This window comes from Brevundimonas sp. SL130, assembly GCF_026625805.1.
Taxonomy (GTDB): domain Bacteria; phylum Pseudomonadota; class Alphaproteobacteria; order Caulobacterales; family Caulobacteraceae; genus Brevundimonas.
This window is the reverse complement of sequence record NZ_CP113064.1, coordinates 1,728,961-1,751,056: the sequence shown is the minus strand read 5'-3', so window position 1 is coordinate 1,751,056 and position 22,096 is coordinate 1,728,961. Positions and strand designations below refer to the sequence as shown.

Genomic DNA, 22,096 nt, shown 5'->3' with positions numbered 1-22,096 from the left:
ACTCACAATAACGCTCCCAAATCTCGTCAAACCAGTGGGAGACGCCATAGACTGCGAATGATTTTCAGCCGCGCATCGTCCCTAAAGGTTCCACGAATGGGCTGCGGCGTTTTTCGGAAAAAACTCTCGTTCCGGCCAAGTTTTGTTGGCCGGCATCTTTCAGTTCGCGGAAACGACCATAATCCAGGGTGAAATCCGTCGCACCTTGAGGTCATGCGCCTGGCCCAGGGCCGTCAGGGCGGCCATGGGGTCGTGCAGGTCATAGACACCCGTGACCCGCTGTTTATTCAACCGATCGCCGGTGGTCAGGATAACCCCATCATACCAGGGGCGCACGGCATCGACCACGTCACGGATCGGCTGGTCGTTGACTATGAGATCGCCGTGCGTCCAGGCCGCGACCTTATCCGGCCTCATCCGGCTGAGTTCAGTCCCCTGTGGCATGACCCTGATCCGATCGCCGGCGGACAGACGCGTCGAGATCACTGCGCCCTTGCTCCGATCCACACGCACCAGACCGTGGCGCACCGCGACATCGACGCCTTGACCATTCCGACCGACCTCGAACCCGGTGCCGAGAACCGTCGTCTCGACCTCGCCTGCCTCCACTCGGAAGGGCCGCGCCGGATCGCGCTGAACCTCAAAATAGGCAAGGCCCTTCAGAAGCCGCACATCGCGACGGCCGTCAGCATAGGCGATCTTGATGGCGCTACCCGGCGCCAGACGCGCCACGCTGCCGTCCTGCATCTGCACGGTGCGCATTTCGCCTAGGCCTGACACATAGTCGGACCGAAGATACAGCAGGACATTCGGCCCAGCCAGAATGGCGACACAGGCGGCCGCAGACATGACGGCCACCAGAGCGCGCTGGCTCCAGGCACGGCGAAAAACAGCAGGCCTCGCCCGCCGCGACGACCTGGGTTGCAGCGTTGCGGCAGGATCTGGGGCGGCGATATCCGACCAATAGGCGCGGTGAGCCGGCGGCGTGGCGTCTATCAGGCCGACGACCCACTGGGTCTCCGACCAGGCGGCGCCGTTATCCGGGCACGCCGACAACCAGGTTTCGAACCGAGCGCGAACCTCGACGTCATCGGGATTGTCCTGCAACAGGATAAGCCAGTCGGTGGCTTCGCGGTCCGTGCGTTCGACAGTTTCTGGGTCAAGGGCCGTCCGGTCGGGAATATTCGATGCCGACGTCATGACACTCCCCTCATATACCGGCGCCCAGCGGTCAACCGAGGCAGGATCGTTAAAGCCGAGGCGCACATCCGCCCCCTAATGATTAAACGCATAGGCGATGGGGTTTTTCGGAAATTAGATGGGCGATGCAAGATCAAGATGGCCGCCGCAATCCGATGCGGCACCGATACACGCCCTCGGCCACCAGTTCATGGACCACGGTGACCGACACGCCCAGGCGTGCGGCGATGTCCTTCAGCTTGACGCCGCCCAGACGATGCATTTCAACGGCGATCCGCATTCGCTCCGGCAACCCCTCCAGCACCTCCATTACGAGACGAAGTTCGTCCCGGGACGCCGTCGCCCCTTCGGGCGATGGCGTGTCGCTGGCGATCAGTTCGACCTGATCTTCAACGCCCTCAATGAAATGAGCCTGTTCGAAACGCCGCCGACGACGCCCGTCCAGAGCCAGATTGCGGACAATCCGATAGAGATAGCCGAGCGGTTCCTCCAGTGGGCGAAGACGACTCGCCGCCCCCAGCCGAACCCAGGCTTCCTGAACAATATCCTCGGCCGCCACCCGATCGCCGGTGATGTTGGCGGCATAATTCACCAGATCCCCGCGATGATCCGCATAAACGCTGAGGATTGTCCTAGCCTGAGGCACGCGCTGAAATCATTCCCAAAGGGGACGATCCTCTGCGCGTCTCGGGACACGCCTGAAGTTGAGATCGTTTCGCAAGTCCCACTACAGAGGGCGAGGTCTCACCGCAATGGGCGAGGTGTCGAAGGTATGAAGGTTGTTCACCCGAGGGGTGTGCTGAGAAGCTGGGATTGCGAAGCCAATCAACCCTCTACGGAGCCTCTCGGATGACCGTGCACAAGAATGCCCGGCTGACGCCTTCTGGTCGAGCCTTGCCGGCGGAACGGATCGAGGCGGATTGGCGAACGGCCATTGCAGCGGAGGCTGCAGGTGTGTCGGTTCGCACGCGTTGACCGGCTACCTCACCCTGCGGCCTATGCCGCGAGCCTGGCCGCAACAGGCCGCGCTGAGACGCGTAAAAAACGCCGGGACTTAGGTCGCCGCTGGATGAAAACTCAGGGGCAGGTCAATCACGAAACGGGATCACAGGCGAGCAATCGAACTCTGCGCTTTTGCGTGGACCTGAGCGATCCGACGCCCTCCGCGTGAACGCTCGTCCGCTCGAAAGCACGTTTCGCGCAAGAGGTTCGCGCAGTGGCCCATGACCTCAGAGTCGTGAACTCCGCGAATCGACACGGCCTACGCCCGCTGATTCTCTTTCACCGCAGTGCAGGCAGTTTCATCGAATCTCGCAGAAACTGCCCCCCCTATTGCCCCCCTGAGGCAAAAACACTTCCCTTACGGAGCATTTTTCAAACAGCGATTCACGTACGCGGCTGATTTCACTTCAAAACAGTGGTAGGCGGCGACGGGTTCGAACCGCCGACCCTCTCGGTGTAAACGAGATGCTCTGACCAGCTGAGCTAGCCGCCCTTGAACCGAAGCGGGCTTATGCCCTGCGTGCGTCAGCCGTTCAAGGCGCTTTTCAGACCCTCGCCGGGACGAAAGCGGGCGGTGCGGGAGGCGGCGCGGGCGATGGCCTCGCCGGTCTGGGGGTTGCGGGCCACCCCGGCCTTGCGATCGACCGGGGTGAAACTGCCGAAGCCGATCAGTTTGACGTCCTGGCCATGGGTCAGGGCGTCCACCACGCCCTCGGTGAAGGCGTCCAGCGCGACCTTGGCCTGATCGCGGCTGATGTTCGCGGCCACGGCCATGCGGCCGATAAGTTCGGCTTTTGTCATCTCATCCTCCCCTTGACCGTCAGTAAACGGCGGATTGGCGCTCGCGTCAAAAGCGAAAACGCCGCCGACAGGACTGTCGGCGGCGTTTCATCTACGACCTAGGTCGCGTGTCAGTGACTGACGGTTGCAGACGCGCCGTCCAGCGGCGGGAGCGGCGCGGGCAGAGGCTCGGTCGCCTCGTCCCACTCGACCGGGGTCAGGGGACCGATCAGGGCCCATTTCAGGGCCTCGTCGGCCGTGGAGATCGGCACGATTTCCAGCGCCGACTTCACATTGTCCGGCACGTCGGCGAGGTCCTTCTCGTTCTCCTGCGGGATCAGGACCGTCTTGACGCCCGAACGAAGCGCCGCGAGCAGCTTCTCCTTCAGGCCGCCGATGGCGGTGACCCGGCCGCGCAGGGTGATCTCGCCGGTCATGGCGATGTCCTTGCGGATGGGAATCCCCGTCAGGACCGAGACCATGGCCACGGTCATGGCGACGCCGGCGGACGGACCGTCCTTGGGCGTGGCGCCGTCCGGCACGTGGACGTGGATGTCGGTCTTTTCGAACACCGGCGGCTTGACGCCGAAGTCGAGCGCCCGCGACCGGACGTAAGAGGCGGCGGCGGAGATCGACTCCTTCATCACCTCCTTCAGATTGCCGGTCACGGTCATGCGGCCGCGGCCCGGCATCTTGATGGCTTCGATGGTCAGGATGTCGCCGCCGAACTCGGTCCAGGCCAGGCCGGTGACGATGCCGACCTGATCTTCCTCGTCGGTCTCGCCGTAGCGGAACTTCTTCACGCCCGCATAGTCGGTCAGCTTGTCCGCATCGACGGTGATCGAGGCGACCTTGGTCTTGGCCATCTCGCGCACGGCCTTGCGGGCCAGACCGCCCAGGGCGCGCTCCAGCGACCGCACGCCAGCCTCACGGGTGTAGTAGCGGATCAGGTCGCGGATAGTCTCTTCCGGCACGATCAGTTCGCCGGCTTTCAGACCGTGGTCCTCAAGCTGTTTGGGCAGAACGTGACGCTTGGCGATCTCGACCTTCTCGTCCTCGGTGTAGCCCGAGACCCGGATGATCTCCATCCGGTCCATCAGGGGCTGCGGCATGTTCAGGCTGTTGGCCGTCGTCACGAACATCACCTGGGACAGGTCGTAGTCCACCTCCAGATAGTGGTCGCCGAAGGCCGAGTTCTGGGCCGGATCCAGCACCTCGAGCAGGGCCGAGGACGGGTCGCCGCGCCAGTCCGACCCCAGTTTGTCGATTTCGTCCAGCAGGACGAAGGCGTTGGTGGTCTTGGCCTTTTTCATCGACTGGATGATCTTGCCGGGCATGGAGCCGATATAGGTCCGGCGGTGGCCGCGGATCTCGCTTTCGTCGCGCACGCCGCCCAGGGACATGCGGACATATTCACGCCCGGTCGCCTTGGCGATGGACTTGGCCAGCGAGGTCTTGCCGACGCCGGGAGGGCCGACGAGGCACAGGATCGGCCCCTTCAGACTGCCGGTGCGGGCCTGGACGGCCAGATATTCGATGATCCGTTCCTTGACCTTCTCCAGGCCGAAGTGGTCCTCCTCGAGGATCTCCTCCGCCTTGTTGAGGTCGATCGGCTTCTGCTTGGCCTTGCCCCACGGCACGGACAGCAGCCAGTCGAGGTAGTTGCGGACCACGGTCGATTCCGCCGACATCGGCGACATGTTGCGCAGTTTCTTGACCTCGGCCTCGGCCTTGGTGCGGGCCTCCTTGGACAGGCGCGTCTTGCGGATGCGCTTCTCCAGCTCCATCACCTCGTCGCGCGAGTCGTCGGTCTCGCCCAGCTCGCGCTGGATCGCCTTCATCTGCTCGTTCAGATAATATTCGCGCTGGGTCTTCTCCATCTGGCGCTTCACGCGCGAGCGGATCTTCTTCTCGACCTGGAGGACGGAGATTTCACCCTCCATCAGGCCATAGACCTTCTCCAGCCGCTTGGGCACGTCGATGGTGTCCAGCAGGCCCTGTTTGTCGGCGATCTTGACCGACAGATGGGCGGCGACCGAGTCGGCCAGCTTGGAGGCGTCGGTGATCTGGGGGATGGAGCTGAGGGCCTCGGGCGGGACCTTCTTATTCAGCTTCACATAGTTTTCGAACTGTTCGACCACGGCGCGCAGCATGGCCTCGGACTGGGAGGCGTCGCCGGGCTCGTCCTCGATATCGACGGCCTCAGCCTCGAAATACTCCTGGCGGTCGGTAAAGCGGGTCAGGCGCGCGCGGCCCTTGCCCTCGACCAGGACCTTGACGGTGCCGTCGGGCAGTTTCAGCAGCTGCAGCACGCTGGCCAGCACGCCGATGGGATAGATGGCGTCCGGCGACGGATCGTCGTCGACGCTGTTCTTCTGGGTGGCCAGAAGGATCTGCTTGTCGCCCTTCATGATCTCATCGAGCGCCTTCACCGACTTCTCGCGGCCGACGAAGAGCGGCACGACCATGTGAGGGAAGACGACGATGTCTCTCAACGGCAGGACGGGCAGGATCTTGGGTTCAGTCATGATGCGTACTCCTGGGCCATTGATGATCGCCGGCCCGCCGCCACGGTCGCCCGGGCAAGAGGCCCGACCGGCGCATGACGGCCCGTCGATTCCGACGGCGTTCGGATGAGTATGTGGTTTGAAACCGCCCCGGTTCAAGCGTGACGGCCGAACCGCCCACATCTGCGTGGTTCTGAAGCATCGGGGCGTGGGGTTTGGGGTGTGGGGTTTGGGGCGTGGGGTTTGGGTGAATTGGCTGCGGCTTCGCGGAAAACCAGCGAAGTTTGGGGAGGGCGTGGGACGCCGGGTCTGCACCCGGGGTTTGGAGTTTTAGTTACCGTTTCGGCGCAGTCGTCGTCCCACGCGGTCGTTTTCCACACGCGCTCCGGCTGGCGGCCCTAGCCTTCGAGCCTTGCCGGATCGGCGGGCCGCCTCGCGACGGCTTCGCCGGGGCGGACATGCCGATTGAAAATCGACAGCGGTCCGCTTTCCTAAGCGTGCGGCGAGCAGGAGACGGCATCCATCGCCGCCCCTAAGGACCCCGGCGGTCTCCTCCCCACCGGCTTCATCGCTCGACCACAGCCCCGCCGCCGTCAGGGCGCTGGATCCGACGCCCTCCCCATCGGCGGGGATGAGAGGAGCATATGGGCGCCGGCTTCTATGGCGCGGAAGTCGGGGCGAGATTCTTTTAGAGCATTGAAATGCTTGAAGAGGGACCAGCGTCATTGTGCGCGTAGGGTCACCTCTCCGCGCGCGAAGGCGCGGGGGGAGGACAGGTCGCGCTTGCGACCAGGAGGGGGCGACTCTGGCGGTGGGGATGACCGGACCAGCTTCAAACACCGAGTCGCCCCCTCCTGGCGCTCGCTGACGCTCCCGCCTGTCCTCCCCGCCGGCCTTCGCCGACGGGGAGGTGAGTGCGTGACAGCGTCACCTCTCCGCGCGCGAAGGCGCGGGGGGAGGACCGGTCGCGCTTGCGACCAGGCGGGGGCGACTCAGGCGGTGGGGGTGACCGAACCAGCTTCAAACACCGAGTCGCCCCCTCCTGGCGCTCGCTGACGCTCCCGCCTGTCCTCCCCGTCGGCGCAGGCCGACGGGGAGGTGGAACAGATCAGGCGGCGCCGTCGGCTTTTTTCTTCGAGGCTTCGGAATAGATCAGCAGGGGCTGGGCCTTGCCGTCGATGACTTCGGCGTTGACCACGACCTCTTCGACGCCTTCGAAGGTCGGCAGTTCGAACATGGTTTCGAGCAGAATGCCCTCCAGGATCGAGCGCAGGCCGCGCGCGCCGGTCTTGCGGGTGATGGCCTTCTTGGCGACGGCGATCAGGGCGTCGTCGGTGAAGGTCAGTTCGACATTCTCCATCTCGAACAGGCGCTTGTACTGTTTAACCAGGGCGTTCTTGGGCTCGGTCAGGATGGTGACCAGGGCGGTTTCGTCCAGGTCTTCCAGGGTCGCCAGCACGGGCAGACGGCCGATGAACTCGGGGATCAGGCCGAAGCGCATCAGGTCGTCAGGCTCGACGCCCTTGAGGATGTCGCCGGTGCGACGTTCGTCGATTTCCTTGACCTGGGCGCCGAAGCCGATGGAGGCCCCTGCCCCGCGCGCCGAGATCACCTTCTCCAGGCCGGCGAAGGCGCCGCCGACGATGAACAGGATGTTGGCGGTGTCGACCTGCAGGAACTCCTGCTGCGGATGCTTGCGGCCGCCCTGGGGCGGCACGGAGGCGACCGTGCCTTCCATGATCTTCAGCAGGGCCTGCTGCACGCCCTCGCCCGAGACGTCGCGGGTGATCGAGGGATTGTCCGACTTGCGGCTGATCTTGTCGATTTCATCGATGTAGACGATGCCGCGCTGGGCCCGTTCGACATTGTAGTCGGAGGCCTGGAGCAGCTTCAGAATGATGTTCTCGACGTCTTCGCCCACATAACCGGCTTCGGTCAGGGTGGTGGCGTCGGCCATGGTGAAGGGCACGTCGATGATTCGGGCCAGGGTCTGGGCCAGCAGCGTCTTGCCCGAGCCGGTCGGGCCGATCAGCATGATGTTGGACTTGGCCAGTTCGACGTCGTTGTTCTTCGTCGCGTGGTTCAGACGCTTGTAGTGATTGTGGACCGCGACCGAGAGGACCTTCTTGGCGTGCGACTGGCCGATGACGTAATCGTCAAGGACGTCGCGAATCTCCTTCGGCGTGGGGACGCCGTCGGTGGTCTTCTTGAACCCGATCTTGTGCTCTTCACGGATGATGTCCATGCACAGTTCGACACATTCATCGCAGATGAAGACGGTCGGGCCCGCAATCAGTTTGCGGACCTCGTGCTGGCTCTTTCCGCAGAACGAGCAGTAGAGGGTGCTTTTAGCGTCGGTGCCGGCTGCTTTGGTCATAGACCCTTATCTCACTCCCGCGGAGCGGACCGAAATGGCCCGAGACGCGCTTCCTCCACGTTGATTCCAGCACTCTGGACGCAAAGGTCTTCAAAAAATGACAATCACCCATCCCACGTTCGACGACAACCCCGAAGGACGCATGGGATTGTTGCAGTGCGTGGATGGATCAGTGTCGTTGGGGATCAAGGCGAATGTCTGACATGGGAAGCGTGCAGGATCGGCGCCAGTCCTCGGCCAAGTCGGGACTGGGGACGACGCCCCTCGTCGCCTTCGACTTCGACGGCACCCTGACGGTGCGCGACAGTTTCACCGAATTCCTGCGCTGGAAGGCCGGGCCGGGCGGCTGGGCCCTGGGTCTGGTCAAGCTGGCCCCTGCCCTGGCGGCCTATGGGCGGCATCGCGACCGGGGACGGATCAAGGCCGCCTCGGTGAAGGAATTCCTGGCCGGCGAGGCCCGCGAACGGCTGGAGGCCGAGGCGGCGCGGTTCGCGGACGAGGCCTGGCCGCGGTTCATGCGGCCCGACGCCCTGGCGGTCTGGGACGACTGGGGCCGGCGCGGCGCCCATCGCGTAATCGTGACCGCCTCGCCCGAGACGACCGTGGCGCCCTTTGCGCGGAAACTGGGGGCCGACGCCCTGCTGGGCACCGGCCTGGCGTTTGATTCGCAAGACCGGGTCACGGGCGGTTTCGCCGGACCCAATTGTCGCGGCGAGGAGAAGGTGCGCCGGCTGAAGACCGCCTATGGCGAGGACATGGCGCTGCGGGCCGCCTATGGCGACACCTCGGGCGACCGCGAAATGCTGGCCATGGCGCAGGAGGCCGGGTTCCGGGTGTTCAAGGCCCGGCCCTGAGTCTCAACCAGGGCCCAACCTGGGCGTCAGCCGGGGTCAGCGGCCGTCGGCGTCGACGTCGAAGACCACGGCCTTGCCGCGCGAGGTCGGATCCCAGCCCGCCTCAATGGCCGCCGTCACCGCATTGCGCACGGCGTCGACGTTGACCCGCTGCTTCTCGACGTCGGGCCGGCCGTTCGGCCGCAGGGGCGGCGGAAACTGGACGATGGCCTCGCGTTTGAAGTCGGCGTGGCGCAGGGACACGGCCATGCCCTCCCAGACATTGCCGCCCTTGGGCTGAGGCTGGCGGCGGAGCTCCCACACATAGGTCTCGCCGTCGACCTCGACCGTGCCGCTGGGATCGCGTGTGAACTGCATGACGGTTCCGATCGTCGAAAATGGAAAAGGGCGCGCCGCCAGGACGCGCCCCCTTCGCCTTGTTTGGATAAGGCCTTAGTGGCCGGGGGTCTTGACGCCGTCGGCGTCGGCCTGTTCGCGGCGGTCATAGACGTGATCGACGATGCCCCAGCTCTTGGCGTCTTCGGCCGACATGAAGTGGTCGCGGTCCAGGGTCTTTTCGACTTCCTCGTAGGTCCGGCCGGTGTGGTGGACGTAGATCTCGTTCAGACGCTTCTTGGTGTAGCGGATGTCGGCGGCGTGCAGCTCGATGTCCGAGGCCTGGCCGCGGAAACCGCCCGAGGGCTGGTGCACCATGATGCGCGCGTTCGGCAGGGCGATGCGCTGGCCCGCAGCGCCGGCCGTCAGGATCAGCGAGCCGGCCGAGGCCGCCATGCCCATGACCACGGTCGAAACCGGGCTCTTGATATATTGCATGGTGTCGTAGATCGCGAGCGCCGAGGACACCTGTCCGCCGGGGCTGTTGATATACATGGAGATCTCCTTCTTGGGATTCTCCGACTCCAGGAACAGCAGCTGGGCGCAGATCAGCGAGGCCATGCCGTCCTCGAACGGCCCCGTCAGGAAGATGATCCGCTCGCGCAACAGACGCGAGAAGATGTCGAAGGAGCGCTCGCCCCGGCTGGACTGCTCGACCACCATGGGGACGAGGTTCATGTTCATCAGTTCGATCGGATCGCGCATATGGGCCTTCTAGGGATGCCGTGGACGCGATTCAGATCGCGACCTTCGTGACTAGCATATCGCGTCCCCTGAGGGTTGGCGCAAGGCGGGGTCTGGGAAGCCGTTCTGCGGTCAGAATTTCACAAATCATGCCGCAAGTTTTTACACCTCTGAGCTTTAGAACGGGGCGATCAAAGAGGGCAAAACCGAGTGGCCGAAAATATCTGATATTCAACCGGTTACGGCGTCCACTTGCCCCCCTCGGAAAGAGTAGAGGATCGCTAATCGCTCGCCTTGTTCGTGCGGGCTCGACCTAAGCCGACGCGGCCAGAAATATTCTGGCTCGACCGGAAGGCCCTAAGCGAGCGACATCCACAATGACGACGACACGACCAAGGTCATTGCGGACGCCGTTAATAGATGTGGAGACTCAATCGCCTCCTGCGTCCGATGCAGCCTGTTTGCTGCGCACCATGACGCGGCCTATCTCGCGTGCCTGATACGCGGGATTTGGACGATCGCCTGGCGCCTCATAGAGCGAACGAAGATAGTTCATATCCCAGTCCGTCATGGCGTCCTGAAGCGTCCCGGAATTAAAGAGGGAGAGGATACTGGCTTCGCTCGAAACCTCTGCATCCGGATTGATCTGCGCCATCGACAAGAGCGCCAAATAGTCCGCCAAGGCAGAAAATCTGGTCTCGCCCAGCTGCGTCATGTCCACAATGATGATCACGCGAGCCAAGTCGTTGCGAATACCACTCCGAAGCCGGCTGCTTCCCCTCACAGTAAGGGACGGCGGCTCATCATCACTGCTGAGTGCGATGGCCAGATCCCCCGTGTCAGCGCTCACGGGAAGACTCACATGCCACCAACGCACGGGAGCGTCGCTGTTCTGAAAGCGATCAAGCGCATCCCGTCCGAGGTCCGTATGCTGAAGCGCTGGGCGAAATCCATCTGGATCTTCCGAAACGATCCGACGGGCGACATCCGACGCGTCATTGGCGAAAATTATCATGACGTTCGCCTTGCAACCGGGCTCGCCCGTGTTGAGCCCAAGGTCAAGCGCGACCTCGGATACGCGGTCCACGACGAACTGAGCATAGGGCTGGGCGAGATTGGCCACGCCTATGCAGACATCCCTATGCCAGCGCGCCAGACCGACCCCTTTCGGGGGAGCCGCCACTTCTTCGATGAAGGACTCCACACGCGAGTCCAGGCTCCGCCCCAGCACCGTTACTTCGCCGAGGTCGGCCTGAGCCTCAGTCGGCTGAGGGTCAGGCTGAAGCTGGGTGGTTTGAGGAGGCGAAGCTTGCCCGCCCAGCAACAGCGCCAGCGCCATAACGGAAGAACTGACCATAACTCACTCGCGCATGTGCCAAGAAAACGGGCCGCGTGGATGCGGGGCCCACAACCTAAGACAGACCAGCAGCATAGAACAGTTACGCTTCCGTAAGACTGGTCGGACTGGCCTCCCCTCTTCGTCTTCCTTCAGCCGCTCTTCCTTGCTGATCGACATGTCGGTGACTTCGGCCAGGCCGACGATCAGGCCGACGACCTTTTTCCTCGTAGATCGGCGCCCGCGTCTGGGCGGGATTGGCGCAACCGATCTCGGTCAGGATGCTGGTCTAGGGCGACGGCGGGTCTACGCGCGCCATGGACCGGGCGATCTCGTTGAGCTGAAACCGCGAGCGGACGGGGGAGATGCTGCCCGAGATCCGAAGCTCCGCCTTATAAAGCCCTTTCAGATAGGCCCAGTCCCAAGTCGTCATAGCCGGCAGGTCAGCCTGTCCGCGCCAAAGATTGAGGATGGTCGGAAATTTCTGCGTGTCTGCGTCGGGGTCCACTTCCGCCAAGGCGACCAGGGAAATGTAATCGGCGAGAGCTTCAGTCGAAACGCCGTCGGTCTGACGCGCATCGACGACGACAGTGGACCGGATGATCGCCCGGACCTGATTCTGGTTCAGGTAGATCTCTCCCGGATCAGCCGCCACCATAGGCGCGCTGCCGCTGCGCGCGCTGTCCAAACCGAATTGACCGCCGTCGCCTTGCGTCGGAGTCAAAAAGGCGCCGCGCTGCGTGCTGAAGTCGCCGGACATGGTCCACCAGCGGACGGGCGCGGTGGTGGTTTCGAACTGTCTTAGCTCACCGCGGTCGCCCTGCGGCTCGCCGGCTTTCAACCGAAAGAGGGACGGCATGGCAGAGACGAGATCGGACGCGGTTGCAGCACCGTCCGACGTGAAAATCACGACCAGATTCGGGCGGCATCCCTCGCGGACCTCGATTCCGAGGGTCTGCGCCCGGGCGACGATCCGCGCTGAGACGATCGACTTCGCCTCAGGGGCCAGGTTTTCGACCAGAAGACACACGGGCGTCCGCCAAGTGGCCAGACTCAAGGCGCGAAGGGGAGGATTGGCGACGTGATCGACATAGGATCGAGCGACCTCCGGCGTCAGGGGAGCCGCCGTCACCACCACATCATCGAGAACGGCGGACGGTTCCTGAATCGCAAGTGCGAGAGACAGGGCTAACAAGGCCGACGACATCCGCATCCCTCCGCTTTTTCCGAGGCGACGCTACCTCAAATCGGACGGAACACAACGGAAGGATCGGAGACGAGGGTCGGCAATGACGACGCGTCGTCGTCCATTCCAACGAAGAAAGGGGCTCGCGCAAGCGCGAACCCCTTGAAACCGTCCGTCTTCGTCCTGAGAGGACGGAGGGCGATCAGCCCTCTTCGTCTTCCTTCAGCAGCTCTTCCTTGCTGATCGGGGTGTCGGTGACTTCGGCCAGGCCGACGATCAGGTCGACGACCTTTTCCTCGTAGATCGGCGCGCGCATCTGGGCGGCGGCGTTGGGGTTCTGGCGGTAGAAGTTCAGGACGGCCTGTTCCTGGCCCGGATAGTTGCGGGCTTCCTGGAGCAGGGCGGCGTTCAGCTCCTGGTCGGTGACCTGGACGTTGTTGGCGCGGCCGATCTCGGCCAGGACCAGACCCAGGCGCACGCGACGCTCGGCGATCTTGCGGTATTCGGTCTTCAGGTCTTCGTCGGACTTGGCGGCGTCCTCTTCCGGCAGGCGGCCGGCGGCCTTGTCGGCCTCGACCTGTTGCCAGATGCCGTCGAACTCGGCCTCGACCATCTTCGGCGGCAGCAGGAAGTCATGGGCCGTGTCCAGCTGGTCCAGCAGGGCGCGCTTCAGCTTGAAGCGGGCGGCGCCGGCGTATTGCTGGTTCAGGTTCTGGCTCAGCAGTTCCTTCAGCTTGTCCAGCGACTCCAAGCCGATGCGCTTGGCGAACTCGTCGTCCACCTTGGCTTCGACCTCGGCCTTGATGGCCTTCACCTTGACGTCGAAGGTGGCCAGTTTGCCGGCCAGGTGGGCGGCTTGGTAGTTCTCGGGGAAGGTGACCTCGATGGTCTTCTCTTCACCGACCTTGGCGCCGGTCAGTTGTTCTTCGAAGCCGGGGATGAAACGGCCCGAGCCGATGACCAGGTCCGCGTCCTCGGCGGCGCCGCCGTCGAAGGGTTCGCCGTCCAGCTTGCCCAGGAAGTCGATGGTCAGTTGGTCGCCCTCGGCGGCCTTGACGGTCTTGCCCTTCTTGTCCTCGTAGGACTTGGCCTGGCCGGCCAGCTCGGTCAGAGCCTCGTCCAGATCGGCGTCCGAGGCTTCATAGGTCGGGCGGTCCAGCTTCAGGGTCTTGGGATCGACCGGGGTGAAGTCCGGCATGATTTCCAGGGCCATTTCATAGGCCAGGTCTTCCTGACCGGCCATGACCTTGTCCATGTCGGAGGTCAGCTTCATCTCGGCCGGGGCGGCCGGACGGATCTTGGCCTCGTCGAGGGCCTTCTGGCTGGTCTCGTTCAGTTCGGCGTTGATGATCTCGCCCATGAACTCGCGGCCGAAGGTCTTCTTGACGTGGGCGACCGGCACCTTGCCAGGACGGAAGCCCTTCAGCTTCACCTGGGGGGCGACTTCCTTGACGCGGGCTTCGAGCTTCTGGTTCAGCTCCGCGACGGGAATGGTGACCGCGAACACGCGGCTGAGGCCTTCGTTCGACTTTTCGACGACTTGCATGGTCGGGATTTCTGACGCTCTGGGGCGCATGGACCGTCGAAACGGTCGGCGCGGAATGGATAAAGCAAGAAGGCCGCCCCGTTAGGAGCGGCGCCTCGAAGCCCGCCCTTATGTCGAGAAGGGCTCCAAAGGTCAACGTGAGCGTGGCCTCGGACGGTGGTTTCGCGCCGCATCGGGGGTTATGTTAGCTGAATGAGCCAGCCCGCCTCCCCCATCGGCGTCTTCGTCACGCCCGTCACCCCGCTTCAGCAGAACTGCACCACCGTCTGGTGCACTGCGACGAACAAGGCCGCCGTGATTGATCCTGGCGGGTCGGTGGATGCGGTTCTGGGCGAGGTGGCCCGACGCGGCCTGACCCTGGACCAGATCTGGATCACCCACGGCCACCTGGACCACGCCGGCGGCGCGGCCGAGATGCAGGAGAAGACCGGGGTCCAGATCACCGGGCCGCAGAAGGCCGATCAGTTCTGGATCGACCGGATCGTCGAGAGCGGCCGAATGTACGGCCTGCCAGACGCGCGGCCCTTCACCCCCGACCGCTGGCTGGAGGACGGCGATACGGTCAGCCTGGGCGAGACCACCTGGGAGGTGCGCCACTGCCCCGGTCACACGCCGGGCCATGTGATCTTCTTCAATCGGGCGGCGCGATTCGCCCAGGTCGGGGACGTGCTGTTCAAGGGATCGGTCGGCCGCACCGATTTTCCGATGAGCGATCCGCCCGCCCTGATCCGCGCCGTGGTCGAAAAGCTGTGGCCGCTGGGCGACGACGTGACCTTCGTGCCGGGGCACGGGCCGATCTCGACCTTCGGCGAGGAGCGGCGGACCAATCCGTTCGTGTCGGACGCGGCGCTGCAAAGGGCGCCGATCCAGCGGGAGCCGGTGGGGCCGGCGTGAACCGCCCCAATGTCCGTCATCCTAGGCCTTGTGCCTAGGATCCATAATCCCGGTGTTGGCAGCAGCGCCCCGCCCTAAGACCGAGCGTATGGATCCTAGGCACAAGGCCTAGGATGACGAGGTTTGGTTGGCCAGGTGTCTATCGACGCAGCAGCATGCCGATGATGACGCCGAGACCCAGGGCGTAGAGGGTGGTCCTCATCGGTTCGTCGCGGATGCCGTCGCGGGCCGTCTCGACCCGGCCGATCACCTTGCTGCGAATCAGGTCGGCGTCGTCGCGCAGGGCCTGACGCAGGGACGTCGTGTCTTCAAAGCTGCGGCGTTCGCCGTCGGCCAGGATGGCGTCTTCCAGCACGATGTCGTCGGGCGAAGACGGGGCGATGGGGGTCTGGGTCATGATGATCTCCGGGGGTTCGGAGACTGAACCGGCGCGCCCCGATCCAGTTCCCTGATCTGTTCAAGCAGGATCGGTGAACATTGCGGGCGGCGCCGCGTTCTTCCGCCACAGGAGAACGACCATGACCTATGTCGAACCCACGCCCCCCGGCACGCCGCAACCCGAGATCCAGCCCGAGCCCCAGCCCGCGATCCAGCCCCAGCCCGAGATCGATCCGGCCGACACGCCGGACGAAATGCCGCCGATGGAACCCGGCGGCGGCGAAGGCGATTCCCGCCCCTATTGAGCCGTTTGAAGTCAAACCACAAAGACGTTCAGGGCGAAGACAGCAAAACGAGGTTCCACACGGAACCGTCACCGGATCACTGGGTTCATTTCGGCAAGCGCAACGGCAGCACTGAAAGGAACACCGATGGACGGCCAAACCCCGCGACCCTCCGGCGTTTCCAAGCGAGGCTTCGCCTCGATGGATCCCGAACGTCAGCGCGAAATCGCGCGCAAGGGGGGCGCCAGCGTCCCCAGCGAGAAGAGAAGCTTCTCCCAAGACCGCAGCCTGGCGGCCCAGGCCGGACGCAAGGGCGGCGAGGCCTCGCACGGCCCAAAGAAGGACGCGGCTTCGGACGACGTCGAGTGATACGGTTTCAGTGAAAGTCTGCGGGGCGGCGCGTCGATGATGCGCCGCCCTTTTTCGTTTGCCGCACACTCCAACCCCATAGCCCGTCATCCTCGGCCTTGTGCCGAGGATCCATACGCTCGGTCTTGCAAGGGGGCACGACGCCCGACACCGGGATTATGGATCCTCGGCACAAGGCCGAGGATGACGATCTTAGTTGTATAGACAGAAGGGAAGTGACCCCTCACCCCCGCAGCAGGGCCAGGGCCACGCGGGGTTCGGGCGAAACCTCGAAACCGGCCATGGACCAGCCGGACTCCTTGGCCAATGCGGCGACCGAATCCCGCGTGAACTTGCGCGAGCTTTCGGTGTGGATCGTCTCGCCGGCCATGAAGTTGAAGCGGGCCTCACCGACATGCGCGGCGGTTTGACGCGCGGCCTGGAGGTGCATCTCCATGCGCGACTGATCCGGGTTCCAGACGGCGCGGTGGGCGAAGGCGTCGAGGTCGAAGTCGGCGGCCAGTTCGGCGTTGGCGCGGGCCAGGAGGTTCAGGTTGAAGGCGGCGGTGACGCCCTGGCTGTCGTCATAGGCGGCGACCAGGGTCGCGGGATCCTTGACCAGATCGACGCCCAGGATGAACAGAGCCCCCTCCCCCAGCATCCGCCGGGCCGAGGCGAGGAACCGCACCGCCTCGTTCGGCTCCAGATTGCCGATGGTCGAGCCGGGGAAGAAGCCGATGCGCCGGCCGTGCGGCAAATCGTCCGGCAGGGGCGACAGATGTTCGAAGTCGCCCAGGACCGGCTGGACCCTCAGGCCGGGATAGTCGGCGCGGATACGGGTCGCGGCGTCCAGCAGGGCCGACTCGCTGATGTCCAGCGGCACATAGGCGCCGAGGTCGGGCGCGGCGTCCAGCAGGAGACGGGTCTTCTCGCTGGCGCCCGATCCGAACTCGACCAGGACGGCGTCGGGGCCGAAGTCGGCGGTCAGGGCGGCGGCGCGGTCGCGCAACAGGGCCGTCTCCTGCCGGGTCGGATAATATTCCGGCAGGGCGGTGATCTGTTCGAACAGGCGAGAGCCCTCGGCGTCGTAGAACCATTTGGGCGGCACGGCCTTTTGGTCGCGCGACAGGCCCTGGACCAGGTCGCGCCGGAAGGCGGCGGTCTGGGCGTCTTCGTGGGCGTCCTGGGTCGAGGCGGTGCGCTCGTGCGGGGCGTCTTCGGCCAGTCTCAGCCCCATGAAGGCCCACCTCTGTTGGGGGTAGAAGAAGTTGCGATAGGTGACGCGGGCGTGGCCGGGGGGCGTGGCGAAGGCGCCGCCGCGCAGGACCATCTGATTGGCCATGAACTTGCCATTGTACTCGGCCGCCGTGCCGGGCGTCGGCTGGAAGCCGGGGTATGGGGCGTAGGCGCTGGACGTCCACTGCCAGACCTCGCCCGACAGGTTGGAGAAGGCGTCGGGGGCCGTGGTCGCGGCGTGCTCCCATTCCGCCTCGGACGGCAGGCGTTTGCCGGCCCAGCGGGCGTAGGCGTCGGCCTCATAGACGCTGATGTGGCGCACGGGGGCGGTCGGGTCGACCGGGGCGCGGCCCGTCAGGCTCATGATGCTCCAGTCGTCGCCGTCGCGGCGCCAATAGAGGGGCGCGGTCCAGGCCTCGGCCTTGACCGTGGCCCAGCCGTCGGACAGCCACAGCTCGGGCCGGGCGTAGCCGCCGTCGGCGATGAAGCCCAGCCAGTCGCCGTTGGTGACGAGGTCGGCGGCCAGGGCGAAGGGCTCCAGCCAGACCCGGTGCGACGGACCCTCATTGTCGAAGGCGAAGCCGGCGCCGTCATGACCGATCGAGATCAGGCCGCCGTCGAAGGCGACGGCGCCGCCGCGCGGGGCCTCACGCGGCGCCTGTCGCGGCTCGACCGCATAGGCGGCGGGGTCCAGCGGCGAGCAGGCCATCAGGTTCAGCAGGTCCATCAGGAACAGCTCCTGATGCTGCTGGTCGTGGTGCAGACCCAGTTCGAACAGATAGAGTTGCTGACCGCTGGACGGACCCGAGGCCAGCCAGGCGGCCATGCGACGATCGATCTCGCGGCGATAGGCCAGAACCTCGTCCAGCGAGGGCCGGGTGATCAGGCCGCGCCGGGCGCGGGGCACCCGCTCGCCCAGGGCCTCGTAGTAGGAGTTGAACAGCTGCTGGAAGCGCGGATCGACCGGCGCGTAGTCCGGGTCAGACGCCAGGATCAGGGCCTCGAAGAACCAGCTGGTGTGGGCCAGGTGCCATTTGCCGGGACTGCAATCCGGCATGGACTGGGCCGACAGATCCTCTGCCGACAGGCCCTGGGCCAGGGCGGGCATGGCGGCCCGGATCTCCCTGAAACGGGCCACGTCGGAGGTCGCCCGTGTATCGGGCTCGAAGCGCGCATTCATGTCAGCCGTTCCGTCCCCGCTTGCGGCGCCCCGGCGGGCCTCGCGTCGTCCAGTCCGGAAAACGTCAGGCGCCGCTTGGGGTTCCCCTGGAGGTGTATGGCGTAACGTTGATTTTCAAGTAGAGGCTTTGCCGCCGTGTTTGGCGTATTCCAGCCGGGCGATGGTGCGATTGTGGACCTCGTCCGGGCCGTCGGCGATCCGCAGGGTGCGCACCGTGGCGTAGAGTTCGGCCAGGGGGGTGTCGCCCGAGACGCCGGCGCCGCCAAAGGCCTGGATGGCGTCGTCGATGACCTGAAGCGCCATGCGCGGCGCCGCGACCTTGATCTGGGCGATCTCGGAGCGGGCGTTCTTGGCCCCCGCCTCGTCCATCATCCAGGCGGCCTTCAGCACCAGCAGGCGGCACATCTCGATATTGGTGCGGGCGTCGGCGACCCGCTGCTCCCACACTGAATGTTCGGCCAGCTGTTTCCGGAAGGCGGTGCGGTTCAGCAGGCGCACGACCATCAGCTCCAGCGCCCGTTCGGCCGCGCCGATCACGCGCATACAGTGGTGGATCCGGCCGGGGCCGAGCCGCCCCTGGGCGATCTCGAACCCCCGGCCCTCGCCGGCGATCAGGTTTTCGACCGGGACGCGGACGTTTTCCAGCACCACCTCGGCGTGGCCGATGGGGCGTTCGTCATAGCCGAAGACCGTCAGCATCCGCTCCACGCGGAAACCGGGCGTGTCCACCGGCACGATGACCTGCGACTGCTGGGCGTGGGTGGCGGCGTCGGGGTCGGTCTTGCCCATGACGATGGTCATGGCGACGTTCGGGTGGGCCATATTGGTCGACCACCATTTGCGGCCGTTGATGACATAGTGGTCGCCGTCGCGCTCGATCCGGGTCTGGATATTGGTGGCGTCGGACGAGGCGACCTCGGGCTCGGTCATCAGGAAGGCCGAGCGGATCTGGCCGGCCATCAGGGGCTTCAGCCAGCGGTCCTGCTGGGCCGCGTCGCCGTACATGTGCAGGACTTCCATATTGCCGGTGTCGGGGGCGTTGCAGTTGAACACCTCGGACGACCACAGATGGGCGCCCATCATCTCGGCCAGGGGGGCGTAGTCGAGGTTGGTCAGGCCGGCGCCATGCTCGCCCGGCAGGAACATGTTCCACAGGCCCGCCTCGCGCGCGGCGGCCTTCATGGCCTCCATGACCGGGGGCTGGCGGTTCGGGTTCTCGCGCACCTGGGCGAAATACTCGGCCTCGCGTGGGATCACCTGGTCGTCGAGGAAACGACGCACGCGGGCGTGCCAGTCCAGGGCGCGGTCGGAATGTCTGAAGTCCATGTCGTTTCCTCTTTTTCTCGTTCACGCCTCTGGCGGGCGTTGATACGAAAACGGCGCGGCTCCGGGGGGAGCCGCGCCGCAATCCACTGTTGCTCAGTCTGGCATCAACGCTTCAGCAGCGGGGCCAGCTTCTGAGCGATCATCATGTCGCCGGCGATCTTCAGCTTGCCCTGCATGAAGGCCATCATCGGATCCAGCTTGCCTTCCGACAGAGCCATGAAGTCGTCCCACTTCATCGAGACGGTGGCGTCGGCGGGCTTGTCTTCGTTGGTGACGGTGTTCGGCACCGAGGCGCCGTCGATGAAGATCTTGCCCTCGTCGCCGAGGTCAAGCTTCACGGTCTTGCCGAGGCCGGAGTTGTCGCCGACGGCGCCGCGGATATGGTCTGTGACTTGTGCAAGATCAGGCATTGGGGGCGTCTCCCTTGGACGTTGAGCCCCATGCCGTAACCCGCATCGCGCGGGGCGCCAAGATCACGTCGGGTAAAGCTGTCGTCACTTGTCGGGAGATGAGCGCGAATAGAGACTGGCCAGGGCCAGGGCGCCCATGAAGAAGACGAAGGCCGCGACGATGGCGGCGACGAAGGGAACGGCGTCATGGGGCATGGAAAATCTCCTCTGCCCCACCCTCGCGCCGCTGCTCGGGCCTCGCCTTGATCCGGATCAAACCTCAGGATTTGGCGCTCAGGCGTCGGGATCGCCGTCGCGGAAGCACCACTTCATCACCAGCACGCCCGAGGCCATGACCAGGGCGCAGGCGTTGGCCACGGTCACTGGCCAGGCCTGGGTCATGACGCCATAGACCACCCACAGGGCGAAACGGGTCACGGTCAGGCAATAGGTCCTCAGACTGACCGACAAGGCGTCGCGCGCCTTCCAGATCTTGATCGCCTGGGGTGCGAAACTGGTCACTGAGCAGACCGCCGCCGCCGCGCCGACGATATTGGCGATCAAGTCGGGGAGAGCCATACGAAGAAGTTCTCGACCGAATCGACAGCGGCGGCGACTATGGTCCCGGCAACTGTCGGCGGGCGACCAGGCAACAACAGCCAGCGAACCGACGGCCACCATCATAGGAGACTTGCGTGGGGTTTGTTACGACCGAAGGACGTGGTGCGGTTAGGTTCGACGAGATCGTTCGCCATTGGGCTCAGGGCGATATGGTCCACTTCACGAACAAGGCCGGCGACGATTTCACAGCTACGGCGAAGGCTTGGAGCCTCTGCTACACACGCGAACTCATATCGGTCATCCCAGCGCAGCCCGGCACCTATCAGTTGGAGTGGTGCGAACAAGACGATGATGGGACGATGGGCTGGGATCAAATGCCCGTCTTGGCATGGGGCATTGGTCTGGACGGATACGCCATGTCCATCGGCGGCGATGGGATCGATGAATATTCTCGCGCGGTCCTTCATCCATCGGGCCAAGTCACCAAGGGCACATTAGGCTCTTGGCCATCGTTTGAGGCTTTCCAAGCAGCCTGCCAGGAACACGAGTACCTGAGGAACTGATATGGCCCGTGAGCAGTTCTAGCCCCTATTCACGCCGGCCCTTCAGGAACTGAAGATCACGGCCTCCACCTTCAAGATCGGGCCGAGCGGCGACATCGTGTTTTTCGACGCCAGCGTGCAGCCGTCGCACGCCTATGCCCACAGCGCCTGGAAAGAAGTTCGAGAGAGCGAAGCACCAGCCTGACAGGCCGCCGTCCGGTTCAGCGCCCGGACGGGCTTGTATCGCCCCGCATTACATTCTGATTGTAATGCGCAACGATACACGCTACTATGTCCTCCTATCGCAAACAGCAAAGGAGACGCGATGAAAATTGGAGACCCCTCGGATAAGCGGCTAGTGCAGCTGATCCGAGCAAATGACGGCGACAGCGTGAAGGGCCTTAAACCCCAGGACGCGAAAAAGATCAGGCGCCAGATCGCGGCAATCGAGGCGGCGGCAACCCCGAAGCAGATTGCATCAATGCCCGGCTGGAAGGTTCATGAACTCACCCCTGGATATCCTGGGAAATGGGCCATGACCGTGACCGGTAACTACAGGCTTACATTCCAGTTCGTCGGCGGCGAAGCCCACGATCTGGCGTTTGAGGACTACCACTGACGGCGGGGGAGGTTTCGGCCTCCCCTTCCTGACCGCGATTTTAAAAAGACACTTACTCGCCTGTAGAAGAAGACCACGACCTGAGATCTAACATCCTAAGCCCGCCTACATCATGCTGAATATCCAGCACTAACTTTATCGGGCCAGAAAGACACATGAACTACTTTACCCTGAACGATCCTGTTCACCCCGGAGAACTCATCAAGGAAGATATCTTGCCGCATTTCCAATGGACAATTGGACAAGCTGCCAAGCATCTCGGCATCGCTCGTCCAAATCTTTCCAATGTCCTGAATGGAAAAACGGCGCTGACTGTCGATTTGGCGCTCCAACTGGAGTCGGCTTTCGGCGTTGATGCAGAAATGCTGACGCAGATGATGACGACCTACGCGATCAAAAAGGCCAAAGCTGATCCCGACCGTAAATTGGCGGATCGTGTTCCCGAACCAGCCTGATTTGAAAGGCCCTCCTAGCTGAGAAGCGGGAGGGCCT

The 22,096-nt window shown here is 64.2% G+C and carries 23 protein-coding genes and 1 tRNA gene; 8 read left to right on the top strand and 16 right to left on the bottom strand.

The features are described from left to right. Positions 1 to 159 precede the first annotated feature (159 nt). Positions 160 to 1,200: a FecR family protein gene (locus OU998_RS08670; protein WP_267516664.1), complete on the bottom strand. Its 1,041-nt coding sequence runs from the start codon at positions 1,198 to 1,200 to the stop codon at positions 160 to 162. Between the two features lie 133 nt (positions 1,201 to 1,333). Next, positions 1,334 to 1,846, bottom strand: coding sequence for a sigma-70 family RNA polymerase sigma factor (locus tag OU998_RS08665; protein WP_267516663.1), 513 nt, complete (start codon positions 1,844 to 1,846; stop codon positions 1,334 to 1,336). A gap of 203 nt (positions 1,847 to 2,049) precedes the next feature. Between OU998_RS08665 and OU998_RS08660 the strand changes: the two genes are divergently transcribed. Then, positions 2,050 to 2,175, top strand: coding sequence for a leucine zipper domain-containing protein (locus OU998_RS08660; protein WP_267516661.1), 126 nt, complete (start codon positions 2,050 to 2,052; stop codon positions 2,173 to 2,175). A 443-nt stretch (positions 2,176 to 2,618) separates the two neighbouring features. Here the strand turns inward: OU998_RS08660 and OU998_RS08655 are convergent. The 4 genes from OU998_RS08655 to clpX form a co-directional block, all read right to left on the bottom strand. Then, positions 2,619 to 2,695 (bottom strand) — tRNA-Val (locus OU998_RS08655). Between the two features lie 32 nt (positions 2,696 to 2,727). Continuing rightward, positions 2,728 to 3,003: an HU family DNA-binding protein gene (locus OU998_RS08650; RefSeq protein WP_267516659.1), complete on the bottom strand. Its 276-nt coding sequence runs from the start codon at positions 3,001 to 3,003 to the stop codon at positions 2,728 to 2,730. Between the two features lie 110 nt (positions 3,004 to 3,113). Next, positions 3,114 to 5,510, bottom strand: a complete 2,397-nt coding sequence (lon, locus tag OU998_RS08645; protein ID WP_267516657.1) for an endopeptidase La — start codon at positions 5,508 to 5,510, stop codon at positions 3,114 to 3,116. A gap of 1,087 nt (positions 5,511 to 6,597) precedes the next feature. Continuing rightward, entirely contained in the window at positions 6,598 to 7,866 is a 1,269-nt protein-coding gene (gene clpX, locus OU998_RS08640) for an ATP-dependent Clp protease ATP-binding subunit ClpX (RefSeq protein WP_066551632.1), read from the bottom strand. A gap of 194 nt (positions 7,867 to 8,060) precedes the next feature. On the opposite strand from clpX, the gene OU998_RS08635 reads away from it, so the two are divergent. Next, entirely contained in the window at positions 8,061 to 8,720 is a 660-nt protein-coding gene (locus tag OU998_RS08635) for an HAD-IB family hydrolase (RefSeq protein ID WP_420709823.1), read from the top strand. A 36-nt stretch (positions 8,721 to 8,756) separates the two neighbouring features. Here the strand turns inward: OU998_RS08635 and OU998_RS08630 are convergent, their stop codons facing one another. The 5 genes from OU998_RS08630 to tig all read right to left on the bottom strand — a co-directional run bounded on the left by OU998_RS08630 (position 8,757) and on the right by tig (position 13,847). Next, positions 8,757 to 9,077 (bottom strand): hypothetical protein, encoded by a 321-nt coding sequence (locus tag OU998_RS08630; protein WP_267516655.1) that lies wholly within the window; start codon positions 9,075 to 9,077, stop codon positions 8,757 to 8,759. 75 nt (positions 9,078 to 9,152) lie between these two features. Then, entirely contained in the window at positions 9,153 to 9,800 is a 648-nt protein-coding gene (locus OU998_RS08625) for an ATP-dependent Clp protease proteolytic subunit (RefSeq protein WP_267516654.1), read from the bottom strand. Between the two features lie 409 nt (positions 9,801 to 10,209). Then, complete coding sequence (locus OU998_RS08620) at positions 10,210 to 11,136, bottom strand: hypothetical protein (protein ID WP_267516651.1); 927 nt, start codon at positions 11,134 to 11,136, stop codon at positions 10,210 to 10,212. A gap of 268 nt (positions 11,137 to 11,404) precedes the next feature. Beyond that, entirely contained in the window at positions 11,405 to 12,322 is a 918-nt protein-coding gene (locus OU998_RS08615) for a hypothetical protein (RefSeq protein ID WP_267516650.1), read from the bottom strand. Positions 12,323 to 12,503: 181 nt separating this feature from the next. Beyond that, positions 12,504 to 13,847, bottom strand: coding sequence for a trigger factor (tig, locus tag OU998_RS08610; RefSeq protein WP_267516648.1), 1,344 nt, complete (start codon positions 13,845 to 13,847; stop codon positions 12,504 to 12,506). A gap of 192 nt (positions 13,848 to 14,039) precedes the next feature. Between tig and OU998_RS08605 the strand changes: the two genes are divergently transcribed. Further along, positions 14,040 to 14,741: an MBL fold metallo-hydrolase gene (locus tag OU998_RS08605; RefSeq protein WP_287926258.1), complete on the top strand. Its 702-nt coding sequence runs from the start codon at positions 14,040 to 14,042 to the stop codon at positions 14,739 to 14,741. A gap of 139 nt (positions 14,742 to 14,880) precedes the next feature. Here the strand turns inward: OU998_RS08605 and OU998_RS08600 are convergent, their stop codons facing one another. Then, positions 14,881 to 15,138 (bottom strand): hypothetical protein, encoded by a 258-nt coding sequence (locus OU998_RS08600; RefSeq protein WP_267516647.1) that lies wholly within the window; start codon positions 15,136 to 15,138, stop codon positions 14,881 to 14,883. Between the two features lie 121 nt (positions 15,139 to 15,259). On the opposite strand from OU998_RS08600, the gene OU998_RS08595 reads away from it, so the two are divergent. Then, the gene (locus tag OU998_RS08595; RefSeq protein WP_267516646.1) at positions 15,260 to 15,424 is read left to right on the top strand and encodes a hypothetical protein; all 165 of its coding nucleotides are present in this window, start codon (positions 15,260 to 15,262) and stop codon (positions 15,422 to 15,424) included. 126 nt (positions 15,425 to 15,550) lie between these two features. Next, positions 15,551 to 15,772 carry a general stress protein gene (locus OU998_RS08590; protein WP_267516645.1) on the top strand — a complete coding sequence of 74 codons (222 nt, stop codon included), beginning with the start codon at positions 15,551 to 15,553 and terminating at the stop codon, positions 15,770 to 15,772. A gap of 223 nt (positions 15,773 to 15,995) precedes the next feature. Here OU998_RS08590 and egtB read toward each other — a convergent pair whose 3' ends face one another. The 4 genes from egtB to OU998_RS08570 form a co-directional block, all read right to left on the bottom strand. Then, positions 15,996 to 18,167: an ergothioneine biosynthesis protein EgtB gene (gene egtB / locus OU998_RS08585; protein ID WP_267516643.1), complete on the bottom strand. Its 2,172-nt coding sequence runs from the start codon at positions 18,165 to 18,167 to the stop codon at positions 15,996 to 15,998. 114 nt (positions 18,168 to 18,281) lie between these two features. Beyond that, a complete protein-coding gene (locus OU998_RS08580; protein WP_267516642.1) occupies positions 18,282 to 19,493 on the bottom strand; it encodes an acyl-CoA dehydrogenase family protein in 1,212 nt (403 codons plus the stop codon). 104 nt (positions 19,494 to 19,597) lie between these two features. Beyond that, complete coding sequence (locus tag OU998_RS08575) at positions 19,598 to 19,903, bottom strand: SCP2 sterol-binding domain-containing protein (RefSeq protein WP_267516640.1); 306 nt, start codon at positions 19,901 to 19,903, stop codon at positions 19,598 to 19,600. A gap of 273 nt (positions 19,904 to 20,176) precedes the next feature. Beyond that, positions 20,177 to 20,461, bottom strand: a complete 285-nt coding sequence (locus tag OU998_RS08570) for a SemiSWEET family sugar transporter (RefSeq protein ID WP_267516639.1) — start codon at positions 20,459 to 20,461, stop codon at positions 20,177 to 20,179. Positions 20,462 to 20,577: 116 nt separating this feature from the next. Between OU998_RS08570 and OU998_RS08565 the strand changes: the two genes are divergently transcribed. The 3 genes from OU998_RS08565 to OU998_RS08555 all read left to right on the top strand — a co-directional run bounded on the left by OU998_RS08565 (position 20,578) and on the right by OU998_RS08555 (position 22,059). Then, on the top strand, positions 20,578 to 21,006 hold the full coding sequence (locus OU998_RS08565; protein ID WP_267516637.1) for a hypothetical protein: 429 nt from the start codon (positions 20,578 to 20,580) through the stop codon (positions 21,004 to 21,006). A gap of 304 nt (positions 21,007 to 21,310) precedes the next feature. Further along, positions 21,311 to 21,604 carry a type II toxin-antitoxin system RelE/ParE family toxin gene (locus OU998_RS08560; RefSeq protein WP_267516636.1) on the top strand — a complete coding sequence of 98 codons (294 nt, stop codon included), beginning with the start codon at positions 21,311 to 21,313 and terminating at the stop codon, positions 21,602 to 21,604. 155 nt (positions 21,605 to 21,759) lie between these two features. After that, entirely contained in the window at positions 21,760 to 22,059 is a 300-nt protein-coding gene (locus OU998_RS08555; RefSeq protein WP_267516633.1) for a HigA family addiction module antitoxin, read from the top strand. Positions 22,060 to 22,096: the final 37 nt, after the last annotated feature.